Here is a 15777-nt window from a genome sequence, read left to right as displayed (position 1 = left end):
TCGATCGTGGAAGACCCTGGCCGAAGGAGCCGGGACGGTGAAGGGAATGTGAGCAGCGTGATGCGTGATCGTCGGTGGGCTTGCGTCGGACGGCCAACATGGCTCGCAGTGCTGTTGGGCACCGTCGCCTGCATCGCCTCCAGTGTCGGATCGTCGGCCGCACCGGTGGCCGATTGTCCCGGGCATCCGAACGCGCTCGGCACGTCACGCGTCCTGGTGGTTGATCCGCGCGAGCATCCGCGCATCGGCGCGATGCAGTACAAGGAGACGCTGCCGCTTCGGGATCACGAGGTCGTCATCACCTTCGATGACGGCCCGCTGCCCAAGTACAGCAATCAGGTGCTGCAGATCCTCGCCGACCAGTGCGTCAAGGCGACGTTCTTCACCATTGGCCGCCAGGCCAAGGCCGATCCCGAGGGCGTGCGGAAGCTTGCGGCCGCCGGCCACACCATCGGCACCCACAGCCAGAACCATCCGCTGAGCTTCAACAAGATGACGCTCGACCAGGTCAAGCCCGAGGTCGACCAGGGCATCGCCTGGACGACGGCGGCGCTGACCGATCCGTCGGCGCTGTCGCCGTTCTTCCGCGTGCCCGGCCTGCTGCGCGGCGACGCCGTGGAGAGCTACGCCGCCTCGCTCGGCCTGCAGCTCTGGAGCGCCGACTTCCTCGCCGACGACTGGCGCAACATCTCCGGCGCCAAGGTCTACGAGCTCGCGATGAAGCGGCTGGAGGCGCGCGGCAAGGGCATCCTGCTGCTGCACGACATCCATGCGCGCACCGTGACGGCGCTGCCGAAGATCCTCGCCGAGCTCAAGGCCAAGAACTACCGCGTCGTCCACGTCGTGGCGGCGACGCCGGACCTTCCGGCGACGCCGACCGAGCCCGAGGATTGGCTGGTGCACCGCCCGTCGGACGAGACCCCGGTGGCGCATTGGCCGAGGATCGCGCCCGTCGATCTCGCTGGCGCCGATACGGGGGCCCGCGCCAGGCTGGATGATTTCGGCATTCTCGACGTGCCGGCGGCCGTCGGACGTGTCGCGCAGAAGCCGGCATGGCCGCGTCCGCCGCTCGCGCGGCGGCTTGCGGCGCCGGCCTTGGCAGCGCCGGCGTCCGATCTGTTCGCATGGCCGCCTGTCGCGCCGCTGTCGGCGCAGCGGCGCCAGCTGGCCCGGCTCGAAAGCCCGGCCCCGAAGGCTGTGGCCGCCAAGCCGGCGCCGCGCCCGGTGCGCCTCGCCAGCCTCAGGCGGCGCTGAACATTCGCAGATGTTGCAGGTGAGGACGCTAAGACGATTCGCCCGCGCCGCGCGCGATCAGTTCGAGACCAGCTTGCTGACGCAGAGGATGACGGCGGCCGCCAGGAAGAACAGGTCCATGTAGGACTTCTTCTCGCCGTCCTTGCGCAGCGATCCGACGTCGGACACCACCTGCCTGCTGACCACCTGCCCGACCGGCCCGTCGCCGAGCATGCCGGCCAGACGGCGAACGTCCGACTCCATCTTCTCGATCCGTCCGAAGAAGTGGAAGGTGCGCACCACCGTGACGGCGCGCATGCCGGCATAGATCAGCACCACCAGCGCCAGCACGGCGCGGTTCTGGTACTTCTCGACGTAGTTCAGGCTGAGATAGACGGCCGCGAGAAATACGAAATTCGAGACGAAGCGGTACACGAGGCCCGTGAAGTTCATCTGCTCCCCCACATGATGTTCGGATCACTGGCCGACGACAGAACTCACGAAACGCGTTTCGCCCCCGCGTCCTGGTCCAACCGGCGTCACCCTAGGAGAGCGGGCTTGCGAATTCGTGAAGTGGAGATTTTGCAGCGCCAGAACAGGCCCGCTTGGTAAACAAGGGACTGCCCGGCGGGCGCCGCTGCAGCCTGCAATTGCAGGGCTGCAGCGGCTCCCGCACTATGCGCCGAACCGGGCCGGCGCGCAGGCGGCGACGTCGACGCTCGGCGCCTCGCCGCTCATCAGCTCGGCGAGGATGCGGCCGGTCGCAGGCCCCAGCGTGAAGCCCTGGTGGCCGTGGCCGAAATGCAGCCACAGGCCCTTGTGACGCGCCGCCTGGCCGACCACCGGCAGCATGTCGGGCATGCACGGCCGCGTGCCGATCCACGGCTCGGGCTCGACCGGCTTGCCGAGATCGATGAGCTGGCGCGCGGCAGCCTCGGCCTTGCCGAGCTGAACCGGGGTCGATTTCGCATTCGGCGATGACAGCTCGGCGCCGGTCGTGATGCGCACGCCGAGCGCCATCGGGTTCATCAGATAGCCGCGCGCCGCATCGCGCAGCGGCAGATCGAGCGGCGCGCCGCCGGTGTAGTGACGGTGATAGCCGCGCTTGCGCACCATCGGGATGTCGTAGCCGAACCTCGTCAGGAACTCCGGCGACCACGGCCCGAGCGCGACCACCACGGCCTCGGCCTCGATGCGTCCCTCCGCGGTGGTGACGGCCCAGCCGCTGCCCGCCTGCGCGAGCGTGGTCGCGTCGCCACGCAGCAGCTTGCCGCCACGACGCGTGAACAGCTCGGCATAGGAGGCGACGAGGCTGCCGGGATCGGACACGGTCCACGGCTCCTGCCAGTGCAGGCCGCCGATGCCGCTGTCGATCAGCCCGGGCTCGGCCTGCTTGAGCTGCTGCGCGCTCAAGAGCTTGAACTTGACGCCGAACGCCTTGCCGACCGCCTCGGCCTCCCTGGCCTCCTTGTCGAACTGCGCCTGCGTCCGGTGCAGCACGCGGAAGCCGTCGCGGCGCACGAGGTTGCCGGCGCCGGCCGCGAGGATCAGCGGCTCGTGCTCGGGCGCGGCGCGCGCGATCAGTTGCGCATAGGTGCGCGTCAGCACCTCGTGGCGCGCGGGGAACGAATTCCACCAATATTGCAGCAGCGGCCGGACGTGATAGGGCAGCGCCGCGAGGCTGTAATGCACGTCGTTGGTGCGCGCCAGCGCGATGTCGAGCACGCCGGCGAGATCATAGGGCATCGCGTAGGGCCGGACGGCCTCGCTCTGGATGATGCCGGCATTGCCATAGCTGGTCTCGCGGCCCGGCTCCCTGCGGTCGACCAGCGCCACTGACCAGCCGCGGCTCTGCAGATGCAGCGCCGTGCCGACGCCAACCATGCCGCCACCGAGAACGATCGCGCTTCGCATCGTCATCACTCCTACCTCAGGTCCGCGCCGCGGCGACGACGGTGACCTCGATCTTCACATCCGCGATCATCTGCGCCTGCACCGTGGTACGGACCGGCAGCGGATCCTTGAAGTGCCTGCGATAGGCTTCGTTGTAGGCGGCGAAATCCGCCTTGTCGGCGAGGTGCACCATGCAGGACACGATGTCGTCGAGCGTCAGGCCTTCGCCGGCCAGCGTTTCCGCGATGTGCTTGAAGACGAGGTCGGTCTGCGCCGCGATCCCTTCGGGAATGCTGCCGTCATCGGCGACCGGCACTTCGCCGGACAGGAACACCAGGCCGCCGGCGCGGCGCACCAGCGAGAACGGCCATGAGGGGGCGTCGGACATCGTTAGTCGCTCCAGGATGTAGTGATCATGAGGGCCGCCTCAATCCCACGCCATGAAGCCCGGCGTCTGCGCCAGCGGCGGCAGCGACGCGAGCCTTGCGAGATCCGGCCGCGGACGGCGAAGCTCGGCGTCATCGGCGAAGGCGGCTTCCAGCGCCGCGGCCACGCCGAGCACCAGCGCATCGCCGCCGCGCGGGCCGACGATCTGCAGGCCGAACGGCAGGCCGTTGTCGTCGAGGCCGAGCGGCAGGCTGAGCGCGGGATGCCCGGCCAGGGTCACCGCATAGGCGAGCGCCAGCCAGTGGAAGTAGGACCGCGTCGGCACGCCGTCGATCTCGGCCGGATAGAGCTCCGCCCAGGGCCGCGGGCTCAAGGTGATGGTCGGGCTGATCAGCACGTCGTGGCTGGCGAAGAAGCTCTGATAGGCGCGATAGATCCGGGTCTGGTTGGCGCTCGCGCGCGAGAAATCCTCGAGGCTGTAGCCGAGCCCCTCCTCGACATTGGCGCGCACGTTCGGCCCGAGCATGTCGGGCCTTTCGCGAAAATTCCTGCCGTGCTGGGTGAGGAACAGCGAGGCGCGCAGCACCGCAAAGGTCTCGTCGGCCCCGCTGCAATCCGGCGCGCCCTCGTGCGTCTCGGCAAACAGCGGCGCGATGCGCGACACGCGCGCACGGAAGGCGCGGCGGATCAGTTGTTCGGTCGGTGCGAAGCCGAAATCCTCGGTGAAGGCGAGCCTGAGCTTGTTCAGTTCCACCGCTGGCGGCACCGCCCAGCGCGCTGGCGCGCCGCGCACGGCCTCGCCGGGCAAGGTGTAGGCGAGCGGATCGCGCGCATCGTCGCTTGCCATCACCGACAGCATCAGCGCGGTGTCGGCGACGTCGCGCGCCATCGGCCCGTCGGTCGACAGGCACGACCAGCCATGGGCGCGCTTCTCGCTGGCGACGAGGCCGTAGGACGGCCGCATCCCAACAATGCCAGAGAAGCCGGCCGGATTGCGCAAGGACCCGCCGGTGTCGGAGCCGGAGGCCAGCGGGGCCATGCCGCAGGCGAGCGCGACCGCCGAACCGCCGGAGGAGCCGGCGGCCGAGCGCGTGGGATCGAACGGGTTGCCGGTGGCGCCGAACACGGGATTGCGGGTGTTGCCGCCCGCCGCCCATTCCGGCGTGTTGGTCTTGCCGAAGACGATCGCGCCGGCCGCGCGCAGCCGGCCCACCGAGGCCTGGTCGACGGCCGGGACATTGTCGGCCAGGATCGGGCTGCCATAGGTCGAGCGCATCCCGGCGGTGTCCTGGGTGTCCTTGATCAGCACGGGCAGGCCGTGCAGCGGCCCCCTGTCCTCGCCCCTGACGATCTCGGCCTCGGCGCGCTTGGCGGCCGCCCGGGCGCCAGATTCATCCAGGGTCACCACCGCGTTGACCGCCGGGTTCACCGCCGCGATCCGTTCCAGACACGAGTCGAGCAGCGCAACCGGGGAGATCGCCTTTGTTTTCAGCAGCTTGACCAGCTCGACGGCGGTCTTGTCGCAAATCGATTCCACAGGGCTTCTCTTTTCCGTTTCGGAAAACTATTTAGCATATAAGAAATCGAATGCACGACCTGAAAACGCATTGTTCCACCGCTGTCCACGCATGACCTTCGGACGTCGGAGCACACAATTGAATTTCCTGCGCTTTGGGGCGAGATTGCCCGAACTGCCCCGGCCATCGGCACGCCTGATCCGCTAACGGATTTTCCGGAGATCGCTTTGACAGACACTGCCATCAGCGTTTCAGCCGAAGGCCCGCACTCCCAGCTCGGCCAGTGCCTGAAGGCGGCCCGGCAGGCGCGCGGCCTGACCCTGAAGCAGGTCGCGGAGAAAACGGGGATGGCGCTGTCGACGCTGTCCAAGGTCGAGAACGGCCTGATGTCGCTGACCTATGACAAGCTGCTGCAGCTCACCTCGGGCTTGCAGATGGACATCGCCGAGCTGTTCAGCCCTGCTTCGCCGCGCCCCGAGCCGGGCCGCCCGGTGACCGCCCGCCGCAGCGTCAGCCGCGCCGGCCAGGGCCAGATCGTCAACACCCGATTCTACACCTACACCTATCAGTGCACCGACCTGATCGGAAAGCGCATGGTGCCGATGATCGCCGAGGTGCGCGCCCGCACGCTCGAGGAGTTCGGCCCCCTGCTCCGCCACAGCGGCGAGGAGTACTTCCTCGTCACCCGCGGCACCATCGCCGTGCACACCGAGTTCTACGCGCCGGAGATCCTGCACGAGGGCGACGGCATGTATCTCGACAGCACCATGGGCCACGCCTACCTCAACGCGGGCGAAGCGGCGTCGGCGCAGGGCGTGTGCCTGTGTACGAGCGAGCAGTCGGATCTGTTCGAGCAACTGCACAGGATCGCTAAGAAAGATGCGGTGGAGTGAGGGCGGAGCGGTCTGCTGCTCCGTTGATATCCGTGTGGTGAAGTGCTACGTTGAACAATAGCAGCTTTTGTCTAACATGATCGAAGCGTCCATGACCAAATCCCCCGCCGGCAAATCACCAACCCGCCGAGATAAGGGCGCGGCAGGCAGCAGTTCGCGGATTCACCGCGAAGCGGCAACTGGCCAGTTCGCCGGGAGCGAGACGCGGTTCGAGGCGGTGATGCGGGCAGCCGAGCGGTCGGGTCTGCTGAAAGACAAACAAGGTCGTATCGGCGGCCGGGTGAGTTCTGCACTTGTCCGCCAAGCGAAGCGGCAAACGGGCATCGAGACGGATACGGACTTGATCGAATTTGCCCTCGCAACGGTCGCGCTTGAGGACAACTTCGCAGATGTGTTCAAACGGTCGCGTGGTACGGCGGATCCGAAGCTGAAGCTCGGTTTTTGACGTGGCGGCGTTCGATTTCGATGCCGCACGACGATGGGCGCGGTTCGACCCGTGGAAAACGCTGCCCCGAAGAAGTGATGACCAACTACCATTTGTTGACGCGACCCTGATCGCTGGACAGGGGCTTTTGCTCGACACCTGCGTCTACATCGACCAGATGCAGGATCGATCACCTCCGATTCTCGACGATCTGATCGCACATCGGCAAGTGAATCACTCAACAGTTGCGATTCAGGAGTTGATGCACACGGTCGGCGTATTGAACCCCTCTGATCCGCGCACAGCCCCGGTCATCGATGTGGTCGGAAAGCACATCAAAGCGATGCCACCCCATCGCACCTTTGCACCTGATGGCGACACGCTCGGGCGCGCAGCACTCCTTTCGGGTATCCTTTGCCGTCTTCAGAGTTACGAACGAGACGGTAAGCTGCGCGCACTTCAGGACAGTGTGCTGTTTCTTCAGGCCCAGAAGCTCGGTTTGGTCGTCCTTACCGCGAACGTCGCGGATTACGACCTTCTGCTGCAACTCGTCCCCGCGGGTCGAGCGCTGCTTTACAGACGGCGTGAACCATAGTGGAGGCCTTCAGGACATCGCGCCAGTAGCCGGCCTTCATGGCTGAAAGGTTGCGCACGACCAGCGGCAGAGCTTCCGCGCCAGGCGGGCGCAGACTGGATGACCAGTCGATAACCTGGCCAGGCGCGATCAGCAGAGCAACAAAGAGTGCGACCTGCGCCGCGATGAGCAGGACAAGCATGAGACACTGGGCGCGTGTCAGCGGCGCCGCAAACAATGCGGTGATCACGGTCGCTCCTTTCGCGAGTGAATGGTTCAGGTGATGGGCACGAGTGCCGCCCTCACCGCATCATCGAGGGGCGTATGCGACTCGCGCCGAGCAGGCTGGCCAGCCTGCCATTGTCCAGCGCGAGGCTCTGCTTCCACAGCCAGCGCATTTCGATCGCCTCGCGCATGAAGCGCACGAACGGCGCCGCGAACCAGAGCGTGATCCACGGGAACGGCTTCACCGGCAGGTCGGGACGGCCGACGACGCGGCGGACGGCGTCGATCATCTCGCGGCCGGTCGCATCGTAATTAGACGGAAGCCCGGCTGGTTTCGCGGTGGGGGTCGCCTGCGCCGAAATTCTCTTTTCATCCGCCGGCTCAATCACATCACCCCTGTCCAGTCCCCGCGCGAAAAATATTCCTCTTTCGCTTTATCGGAAATCATGATTGTATCTCCCCATCCCGCCTCGGCACGAGGGGCGTATCGCGATCGTCACGGCACGCGGGGTGGGATGCGGTGGGCGCAGCGGCTCGCAGCGTGACGAAGGTCATGCGGACGAACGAAGCCGTTGCGCCGGCGAAATCGTAGGGTCCTGGCCTCCCGGTGCTGAGGCCAAGCGCGCGACAACGCGTTCGCGTTGCGCGGGCGACGGGGGCAAGACAGCCGGTCCCCGGGGAGAGGACGTATAAGCCGTCAAAACCATCGCGCGGGGAATGCCGGGATGCCTCGGCTGAACCTGTGGTTCCTGCCGCCTGCATTCTTGTTCGCAGGCGGGCCATGGGTGCGGCCAGCACCCGGCATTCCCCGCGCCCTCGGCTTTCGAGGGCGAAACGACCGGCACAGCTCGGACGCATCGCGCGCCGCGAGGCGGAGACGACTTGCCCGGACGGCGCCGACGATCGGACGAATGATGGATCGCTCCCCGCATGATCGCCGCGGGCTCAGATCGCCTTCCGGCCGGCCAGGGCCGACACGATCGCTTCCGACAATTGGCCGAGCCGGAACGGCTTGGCGAGCAGCGCGGTCGTCGCCCGGAGTTCCTCCGGCACCAGCGAGGGATCGGCGAAGCCGGACATGAAGACGATCGGCAGCTCCGGCCATCTGCGGCGCACCTCGCGCGCCAGGTCGATGCCGGTCATGGCGTCCGGCAGCAGAATGTCGGTCAGCAGCAGCGCGAACGGATCCGACCGCTCCAGCGCGGCGATCGCGGCCGTCGCATGGGTGACGACAACCGGGCCGTAGCCCATCGAGGTCAGCATGGTCGATGCCATCGCGCCGACCAGCGGATTGTCCTCGACCACGAGGATCCGTTCGCCGGTCTGCGGCCGCGCCAGCCGCGCCGCACCGGCCCGCGCGCGACTGCCGACGCCCGGCCCCGCGCTCGGCAGATACAGCGTGACGCAGGTGCCTTCCGCCACCCGGCTGTCGATCAGCACCGTGCCGCCCGATTGCCGCGCAAAGCCATAGACCATGCTGAGGCCGAGGCCGCTGCCCTTGCCGAACTCCTTGGTGGTGAAGAACGGCTCGAAGGCGCGGCGCGCGATCTCGGGCGGCATGCCGGCTCCCATGTCCGACACCGCGATCGTCACGTAGTCGCCGGGCATGATGCGCTCGTCGCCGTCGTCGAGCGGCTGGTCGAGCACGGCATTCGTCGTCGTGATCGTCAGGCGCCCGCCGCCGTCCATCGCATCCCGCGCATTGAGCGCCAGATTGAGCAGCGCGTTCTGCAATTGGGTCGGGTCGATCAGGCAGTGCCACAGCATCGGGTCCTGCGCCAATGCGATCTCGATGTTCTCGCCGAGCGTCCGCTGCAGGATGGTCGTCATCCCGCGGACGAGCTGGTTCACGTCGGTGACCTGCGGCTGCAGCGCCTGCTTGCGGGCGAAGGCCAGCAGGCGGCGGTTGAGATCGGCGACCCGCTCCGCCGCCTCGATCGCCCGCTCGACCATGCTGCGGCGGGAGCTCTCGCCGGGCGGGAGCGCGTCGAGCAGCAGATCGAGATTGCCGAGCGTCGCCGCCAGCATGTTGTTGGAGTCGTGCGCGATGCCGCCCGCCAATTGGCCGATGGCCTCCATCTTCTGCGCCTGCCGCAGCTCGTCCTCGATGCGCTTGCGCTCGGTGATGTCGACCGACAGCACGAAATAGCCGCGCACCGTGCCGTCCTGGCTGCGATCCGGCACCCGGATGGTCTCGCACCAGCGTTCGCGGCCGTCGGGAAACGCGATCTTCTCCTCGCCGCCCGCGGTCCGGCCGGCCAGCGCGGCCTCGATCTTCGGCCTCACCTCGCCGCGCCGGGCCGGATCGATGTAGTCGTCGATCCGGCGGCTGCGGCCGATCCCGCTGGGCGGCTGCGCATACCATTCGCGCGCGACGCGGTTGGCATAGCGGATGTCACCATCGGCGCCGACCTGGACGATCAGCGCGGGCACGTTCTCCGTGACCAGCAGATGCTGCTCGAAATTGTCGCGCAGCGCCTGCTCGGACGCCGCGCGCAGCCGCCATTGCCGCGCCAGGACGAGGCCGAATCCCGCGATCAGCAGATTGAGGCCGGCGGCGATGGCGCTGTAGTACAGCGCATTGTTCTTCCAGCCGGCCAGATATTCGATCGGGTCGCGCGCCACGGTCACCACGAGCGGCAGGCCGGCGACGCGCCGATAGCTGATGCTCCGCGACGTGCCGTCCGTCATGCCGCTGCCCTCGAAGCTGCCGTGAGGCGCCCGCGGCAGATAGAGACTGAACAGGCGATTGGACCGGACGTTGCGGCCGGCGAAATCGTCGGCATGCGGCGTGCGCAGCAGGATCGTGCCGTCGTCGCGATAGAGCGTCACCGTTCCGCGCTGCCCGACGTTCAGCGACAGGAAGAACTGCCGCAGATTCTCGTAGTCCACAGCCACGACGATCACGCCGGCAAATCGTCCGTCCGGCATCATCAAGGCGCGGCTGACCGCGATGAACCGACCCCTGTTCACGCGCGAGGCCACCGGCACGTCGATGAACAGACCGCTGCCGGGGTCATCGCGCTGGACCTTGTAATAGGCCCGATCGGCGAAATTGTTCTCGCGGCCGGGAACTCCGTTGCCGGCGCTGTCGCCGAGCAGATTGCCGTCCGCATCCAGCACGACGATGCCGCCCGCGGCGGGGTACGGCACCACCCTGCGCTTCAACTCGTTGATCAGGGCCGGATTGCCGGCGGTGAGCAGCGATGGGTCCTGCTTGAGACTGTCGATCGTCGTGTTCAAGAGCACGTCGACGCCCTGGATGTTGCGCAACATGTATTCTTCGAGCGCGCGGGCGAGATCGCCGTTGGCGGCCTCGGTCGTCCGATAGGTCTCCCGATAGTTGACGGAAAGCATGTGCGCCACGAAGGCATCACACAGCAGCGCCAGCACGAGGCCACTCAGCACGATGATCCAGGGAGTCCAGCGCCGGTCCATCCAGGAGCCGGACGCGAACCTCGTCCAGGCGTCGACGATGCCTGCCTGCCGCGGACCGCGCCGATGGTCGGCTCTCGCTTTGATCTGGTCCGGCATGGCGTCGCATTCAGGAGGTCGTCGGGCGGTTTGATTGAGAATCGATCGGCGCGTCAAGCATCGGCGAAGGTCCGGATTGTGCCGAATTCCGCGTCTCCAGGCGCGTCGCGATCCATATCGCGGGCGCTCGATAGCACGGTTTGCCAGGGCGTGTCATCGGCACCCGCCAGGGGCTGCGGCGGTCGCGGAGAGGCTCGACGCGTCAAGACACGATCAAAGCTGGAGCTCGAACGCCTCGCGCTCGGCGCGGCTCAGATGCAGGCCATGCTTGGTACGCCGGTCCAGGATGTCGGCGGCCGTGACGGCCCACTCCTGCTCGCGCAGGAAAACGAGCTCGCGCTCATAGAAGGAGGCACCGAAATGGCGGCCGAGATCGCCGACGTTGCGGGACGCTCCGAGCAGATCGCGCGCACGGGTGCCGTAGAGCCGCGCATAATGTGCTACCACATCGCGCGGCAATCCCGGATACGCGCCGGCGAGATCGGCAAGGAACCGATCGAACGGCGCGCCGAGATCGCCGCCCGGAAGCCGCGCGCCCGCCGTCCATGCCGGCGCCATCTGCGGAAACCACGGCGCGAGGCGTTCCATCGCCTGCTCGGCGAGCCGGCGAAACGTCGTGATCTTGCCGCCGAAGATCGACAGCAGCGGCGGCTGCCCGGGTGCACCGTGCACCTCGAACACGTAGTCGCGCGTCACTGCCGACGGATTGTCGGCGTTGTCATCGTAGAGCGGCCGCACCCCGGAGAAGGCGTGAATGATATCACCCTTGCCCGGCGCGGCCCGGAAATAGCGATCGAGCACCGCGAGCAGATAGTCGATCTCAGCACCATCGACAGCGACGTCGTCTGCGCGGCCATCATGCACGATGTCGGTGGTCCCAATCAGCGCCAGATCGGTCTCATAGGGATTGACGAAGATGACGCGGCGGTCGGTGTTCTGCAGCAGATAGGCCTGCGATCCGCTCCAGAATTTTGGCACCACGAGATGACTGCCTTTGACGAGCCGCACATTGTGCGCGGAGTTGAGCCCGGCGACACCCTGCACTACATCCTGCACCCATGGCCCCGCGGCGTTGACCAGCGCCCGCGCGCGGACGATCTGCACCTCGCCATTCTCGGAGCGCATCTCCAGCCGCCAGGCATCGCCCTCACGCCGCGCGCTCACGGCGCGGGTGCGCGGCAGGATGATGGCGCCCTTGCGCGCAGCATCGACGAGATTGAGGATCACCAGCCGGGCATCGTCGACCCAGCAATCCGAATATTCAAAACCGCGCCGGAACTCGGGGCGCAGCGGCGCACCCTCAGGCTCATGCGCGAGATCGAGGTTGCGGCTGGCCGGCAGCTGCTTGCGGCCGCCGAGATGGTCATAGAGGAACAGCCCGGTGCGCACCAGCCAGGCGGGACGCTGCTCCGGCGAGTGCGGCAGCACGAAGCGCATCGGCCAGATGATGTGCGGCGCCGAGGCCAGCAGCACCTCGCGCTCGATCAGCGCTTCGCGCACCAGGCGGAATTCGTAGTACTCAAGATAGCGCAGACCACCATGGATCAGCTTGCCCGAACGGGACGAGGTGCCCTGGGCAAAATCGTCCTTCTCGCACAGCAGCACCTTCAGGCCGCGGCCGGCGGCATCACGGGCGATACCAGCGCCATTGATGCCGCCGCCGATCACGGCGAGGTCAAACTGACCGTGATCGGATCCGCTGCGTGAGCCCGTCGCATTCATCGCTTGCTGCTGCGCTTCTTCTCTGGCTTGTTGCGCGCGGCCGCGCGCGCCTTCGTCGCGGTCTTGGCCGGCTTCGCCGCTTTCGCCTTGGGCTCCTGCAGGCCATAGGTGGAAAAGCCCTGCGCTGTCTCGGCGATCTCCGCGTCGCCGAGGATGTGCGGCTGGCCGAGCGCGAGCGACAGATAGTACTGCTTCGCGATGGTCTCGAGCTCGACCGCAAGCCACATCGCCTTGTCGAGATTGGCGCCGACCGCGATCATGCCGTGATTGGCCAGCAGGCAGCCGTTGCGGCCTTCCAGCGCCTCCAGCGCAAGCTCGGACAATTCGGCCGTGCCGAACCGCGCATAGCCGGCGCAGCGAATGTCGGTGCCGCCGAACGCGGCCATCATGTAGTGGCAGGCCGGGATCGGCTTGCGCGCGATGGCGAGCACGGTGGCGTAGGTCGAATGGGTGTGCACCACGCCGCCGACATCCGGACGGCCGCGCATGATGTCGAGATGAAAGCGCCATTCCGTCGAGGGCTTCAACGGCCCCTCCCAGGAACCGTAGTCACCCTCGAGCGGCATCGCCGCGATCATCTCCGGCTTCATCGAGTCGTAGGGCGTCGCCGATGGCGTGATCAGCATGCGGTCCTTGTAGCGGGCGGAAATGTTACCCGAAGTGCCCTGGTTCAGCCCCGACGCATTCATCCATCGGCATTTGGCGATGATGGTCTCGCGGATCAGCCGTTCCTCGCGATTCATGTCGAAACCCTTTCGTCGTCAGCAGGGATTGAGCGGCGGCTCGCCGGCCAGATAGCGGCGAACCTCTTCGGCCGCCTGGTCGGCGGCAAAGGTGACGGTGCGCACGGAGGCGCCGGCGATGTGCGGCGTCAGCGTGACGTTGGGGAGCTGCAGCAGCGGCCAGTCCGGCGGCACCGGCTCGACGGCGAAGGTGTCGAGCATCGCCCCCGCAAGCCGCTGCGAGCTGAGCGCGTCATGGAGCGCGTGATAGTCGACCAGCGGCCCCCGCGCCGTGTTGATCAGGATCGCGCCCGGCTTGATCCGCGCCAGCGCATCGCGATCGATGAAGCCGGTGGTTTCCGCGGTCACGCGGGCATGCAGGCTGATGACGTCGGCGCGCGACAGCAGCTCGGCAAGCGCGACGTGCTCGACGCCGTCGTTGCGGTCCTGGGCGCTGAGCTGGACGTAAGGGTCGGTCACCAGGATCTTGCAGCCGAACGCCTTCAACAGCTTCACCACGCGGGTGCCGATCGCGCCATAGCCGACGATGCCGACTGTCATCTCGCCGAGCTCGCGTCCCGTGCGATCCGCACGGTAGAGATCGCCGCGCCACTCACCGCCCCGCATCGACTCGTGGCCGCTGCGGATCAGCCGGGTCTCCGCGAGCATCGCGCCGATGGTGAATTCCGCCACCGCGCTGGCGTTGCGTCCGGGCGTATTGACGACGAGCACGCCGTGATCGCGCGCCGCCTGCATGTCGATATTGACCGGACCGCCGCGCGACACCGCGATGAATTTCAGGCTCGGCAGCCGCTGCAGCATCGCGCGCGAGATCGGCGCGAGATGCGTCACCAGCAGGGGTGCCTCGCCGATGAACTCAGCGAGCTCGTCAGGATCGCCCATGAACTCCTTGAGCCCGTCGAGCTTCGAGCCGGCATAGCCGTGCTCCATCGGCTCATCCGGCCAGGGCTGCTCAAGCATGCGGATGTCGATGCCATCGCCGCAGATTGCCGTGATGCGCTCGGCGAACACCGAGGGCAGCATGAAGCGGTCGCCGATGATGGCGATGGAGCTAGACATGATCGGCACCCGTGCGCTGCGCGGCGAGCTGCTTCCAGACCGGCCGTGCCGCAAGACGGGCGTCGACATAGGCCGGGAACAATTGCGCATAACGTTCCGCCAGCGCCGCATCCGGCGCTTGCGGCTCATCCAGATACGGTCTCACCCATTCCTCCGCGCAGATCATCATGTCCGGGTAGAGCCCGGTCGCAACCGCCGCGATCATCGCCGCGCCCGATGCGCCGGCCTCCTCGCGACGGCAGACTCGAATCGTGCTGCCAAGTGCCGCACCAAGAATGGCGCCGAGCGCGCGGCTGCGCGCCGCGCCCCCGGTCAGGCGAATTTCCCTCGGCAGCGGTCCCATCGCCGCGTAGCAGTCGCGTGCGGCGAAGGCCAGTCCCTCCATCACGGCGCGCATCAGATCCCAGTAGCCGTGGCGGATGCGCAGGCCGACCAGTTGGGCGGACGCCTCGTGGGACACGAAGGGGCCGCGTTCGCCGGCGTCAGAGATGAACGGATGATACAGCAGCTCGCCCACCTTCGCCGCGAGCACATGCTCGTCGAGGCGCCGGATCAGATCATTGCGCGACCTCGCGATGCCTTCCATGGCGAGCACGCCGCGCGCGACATCGAGCAGCCAGTCGATGTTCAAGGTCGCAGCCATGGTCGACTGCATCTGCGCATAGTGACCGGGCACCGGGAACGGCATCGTATAGCCGGTCGCCTCGGCATTCAGCTTGACCGCGTCGGCGCCGTTCACCAGCCGCATGTGCATGCCGGTCGAGCCGATGATGGTGCAGCCGACGTCGGGTGCGGGATCATACAGCCCACCACCGAGCGCATTGCAGATGACATCGACATAGCCGAGCGACACCGGCACGCCATCGGGCAAGCCCGTTTCGGCCGCGGCCGCCGCGGTCAAGCCATGCGTCGTCGTGACACCATCGACGACATCCGGAAACAGGCGCGCGGAATCGGCGATCCCGACAAGACGCGCGGCTTCGCCGTCGAAACCACGCCGGCGAAAGTCGCCGCAGGAGAACGTCGCCTCGGACGGATCGGTGGTCCGCTCGCCTGTCAGCTTGAAGTAGAGCCAATCCTTGCAATGGAACGCCGTACCCGCGCGTTCGAGCATCTCTGCGTCATGCGCCTGCAGCCAGGCCAGCTGCGCCCCCTGCTGGCAGGCGTTGAGCCCCGATCCGGTGCGCTGATAATGCGCGGCGTTGCGCTCGCCGCCTCGGAAGGTCTCAACGAAGCCTGCCGCGCGCGAGTCGAGCCACAGCAGCGCGGGCGCGACTGGACGGCCGTCCGCGTCGATCAGCCAGGTGCCGTCGCCCTGCCCGGTCACGGCGATCGCGGCGGCGCGACGGGACAGGTCCGGCAGCGCGCCGCCCAGGCCGCGCAACGCGGCGACAGTGTCGGCCCACGTCCGCTCCATGTCCTGCTCGACACGACCACCGGGCAAGGTGGTGTAGCTGTTCGGAATCGCGAACTCGCCGAGCTGGCGGCCATCCCGCGCAAACGCGACCGCCTTGATCACCGAGGTCCCGGCGTCGATGCCGATGATCACGTCGCGGGTCGCAGCCGAGGTCAT

The 15777-nt window shown here is 67.3% G+C and carries 14 protein-coding genes; 4 read left to right on the top strand and 10 right to left on the bottom strand.

Going from position 1 to position 15777, the window contains the following annotated elements; all coding sequences use genetic code 11:
• Positions 1–60: 60 nt before the first annotated feature.
• The gene (locus ACQR1H_RS29785; RefSeq protein WP_434874459.1) at positions 61–1254 is read left to right on the top strand and encodes a polysaccharide deacetylase family protein; all 1194 of its coding nucleotides are present in this window, start codon (positions 61–63) and stop codon (positions 1252–1254) included.
• Positions 1255–1311: 57 nt separating this feature from the next.
• Here ACQR1H_RS29785 and ACQR1H_RS29780 read toward each other — a convergent pair whose 3' ends face one another.
• The 4 genes from ACQR1H_RS29780 to ACQR1H_RS29765 form a co-directional block, all read right to left on the bottom strand.
• The gene (locus tag ACQR1H_RS29780) at positions 1312–1686 is read right to left on the bottom strand and encodes a hypothetical protein (RefSeq protein ID WP_315804151.1); all 375 of its coding nucleotides are present in this window, start codon (positions 1684–1686) and stop codon (positions 1312–1314) included.
• Positions 1687–1908: 222 nt separating this feature from the next.
• Positions 1909–3147: an NAD(P)/FAD-dependent oxidoreductase gene (locus ACQR1H_RS29775; protein WP_315804152.1), complete on the bottom strand. Its 1239-nt coding sequence runs from the start codon at positions 3145–3147 to the stop codon at positions 1909–1911.
• 16 nt (positions 3148–3163) lie between these two features.
• Positions 3164–3514 (bottom strand): RidA family protein, encoded by a 351-nt coding sequence (locus tag ACQR1H_RS29770; RefSeq protein ID WP_315804153.1) that lies wholly within the window; start codon positions 3512–3514, stop codon positions 3164–3166.
• A gap of 39 nt (positions 3515–3553) precedes the next feature.
• Entirely contained in the window at positions 3554–5050 is a 1497-nt protein-coding gene (locus ACQR1H_RS29765) for an amidase (RefSeq protein WP_434838282.1), read from the bottom strand.
• Positions 5051–5257: 207 nt separating this feature from the next.
• On the opposite strand from ACQR1H_RS29765, the gene ACQR1H_RS29760 reads away from it, so the two are divergent.
• The 3 genes from ACQR1H_RS29760 to ACQR1H_RS29750 all read left to right on the top strand — a co-directional run bounded on the left by ACQR1H_RS29760 (position 5258) and on the right by ACQR1H_RS29750 (position 6942).
• Entirely contained in the window at positions 5258–5923 is a 666-nt protein-coding gene (locus ACQR1H_RS29760) for a helix-turn-helix domain-containing protein (RefSeq protein WP_315804155.1), read from the top strand.
• A gap of 76 nt (positions 5924–5999) precedes the next feature.
• Positions 6000–6368, top strand: coding sequence for a hypothetical protein (locus ACQR1H_RS29755; RefSeq protein WP_315804156.1), 369 nt, complete (start codon positions 6000–6002; stop codon positions 6366–6368).
• A 1-nt stretch (position 6369) separates the two neighbouring features.
• Complete coding sequence (locus ACQR1H_RS29750; protein WP_434838283.1) at positions 6370–6942, top strand: type II toxin-antitoxin system VapC family toxin; 573 nt, start codon at positions 6370–6372, stop codon at positions 6940–6942.
• 281 nt (positions 6943–7223) lie between these two features.
• Here the strand turns inward: ACQR1H_RS29750 and ACQR1H_RS29745 are convergent, their stop codons facing one another.
• The 6 genes from ACQR1H_RS29745 to ACQR1H_RS29720 form a co-directional block, all read right to left on the bottom strand.
• The gene (locus tag ACQR1H_RS29745) at positions 7224–7436 is read right to left on the bottom strand and encodes a hypothetical protein (RefSeq protein ID WP_315804158.1); all 213 of its coding nucleotides are present in this window, start codon (positions 7434–7436) and stop codon (positions 7224–7226) included.
• A gap of 655 nt (positions 7437–8091) precedes the next feature.
• The gene (locus ACQR1H_RS29740; RefSeq protein ID WP_434908604.1) at positions 8092–10680 is read right to left on the bottom strand and encodes an ATP-binding protein; all 2589 of its coding nucleotides are present in this window, start codon (positions 10678–10680) and stop codon (positions 8092–8094) included.
• Positions 10681–10893: 213 nt separating this feature from the next.
• Complete coding sequence (locus ACQR1H_RS29735) at positions 10894–12402, bottom strand: glycerol-3-phosphate dehydrogenase (protein WP_434908603.1); 1509 nt, start codon at positions 12400–12402, stop codon at positions 10894–10896.
• On the bottom strand, positions 12399–13145 hold the full coding sequence (locus ACQR1H_RS29730; protein WP_434838286.1) for a class II aldolase/adducin family protein: 747 nt from the start codon (positions 13143–13145) through the stop codon (positions 12399–12401). The genes ACQR1H_RS29735 and ACQR1H_RS29730 overlap by 4 nt, the downstream gene beginning before the upstream one ends.
• Positions 13146–13163: 18 nt before the next feature.
• A complete protein-coding gene (locus ACQR1H_RS29725; RefSeq protein WP_434847039.1) occupies positions 13164–14204 on the bottom strand; it encodes a 2-hydroxyacid dehydrogenase in 1041 nt (346 codons plus the stop codon).
• Positions 14197–15777, bottom strand: a complete 1581-nt coding sequence (locus ACQR1H_RS29720) for an FGGY-family carbohydrate kinase (protein WP_434908602.1) — start codon at positions 15775–15777, stop codon at positions 14197–14199. Before ACQR1H_RS29720 ends, ACQR1H_RS29725 begins: the two co-directional genes overlap by 8 nt.

The sequence above is a fragment of the Bradyrhizobium sp. HKCCYLRH2015 genome (assembly GCF_051168215.1).
Lineage (GTDB): Bacteria > Pseudomonadota > Alphaproteobacteria > Rhizobiales > Xanthobacteraceae > Bradyrhizobium.
This window is presented reverse-complemented; position numbering and strand designations above follow the sequence as displayed.

What these genes read in the sequence shown, in the direction of transcription:
- ACQR1H_RS29785 (WP_434874459.1), top strand. Translation starts at nt 61, where the DNA reads ATGCGTGATCGTCGGTGGGCTTGCGTCGGACGGCCAACATGGCTCGCA.
- ACQR1H_RS29780 (WP_315804151.1), bottom strand. Translation starts at nt 1,686, where the DNA reads ATGAACTTCACGGGCCTCGTGTACCGCTTCGTCTCGAATTTCGTATTT.
- ACQR1H_RS29775 (WP_315804152.1), bottom strand. Translation starts at nt 3,147, where the DNA reads ATGCGAAGCGCGATCGTTCTCGGTGGCGGCATGGTTGGCGTCGGCACG.
- ACQR1H_RS29770 (WP_315804153.1), bottom strand. Translation starts at nt 3,514, where the DNA reads ATGTCCGACGCCCCCTCATGGCCGTTCTCGCTGGTGCGCCGCGCCGGC.
- ACQR1H_RS29755 (WP_315804156.1), top strand. Translation starts at nt 6,000, where the DNA reads ATGATCGAAGCGTCCATGACCAAATCCCCCGCCGGCAAATCACCAACC.
- ACQR1H_RS29745 (WP_315804158.1), bottom strand. Translation starts at nt 7,436, where the DNA reads ATGATCGACGCCGTCCGCCGCGTCGTCGGCCGTCCCGACCTGCCGGTG.
- ACQR1H_RS29740 (WP_434908604.1), bottom strand. Translation starts at nt 10,680, where the DNA reads ATGCCGGACCAGATCAAAGCGAGAGCCGACCATCGGCGCGGTCCGCGG.
- ACQR1H_RS29735 (WP_434908603.1), bottom strand. Translation starts at nt 12,402, where the DNA reads ATGAATGCGACGGGCTCACGCAGCGGATCCGATCACGGTCAGTTTGAC.
- ACQR1H_RS29730 (WP_434838286.1), bottom strand. Translation starts at nt 13,145, where the DNA reads ATGAATCGCGAGGAACGGCTGATCCGCGAGACCATCATCGCCAAATGC.
- ACQR1H_RS29725 (WP_434847039.1), bottom strand. Translation starts at nt 14,204, where the DNA reads ATGTCTAGCTCCATCGCCATCATCGGCGACCGCTTCATGCTGCCCTCG.
- ACQR1H_RS29720 (WP_434908602.1), bottom strand. Translation starts at nt 15,777, where the DNA reads ATGACCTCGGCTGCGACCCGCGACGTGATCATCGGCATCGACGCCGGG.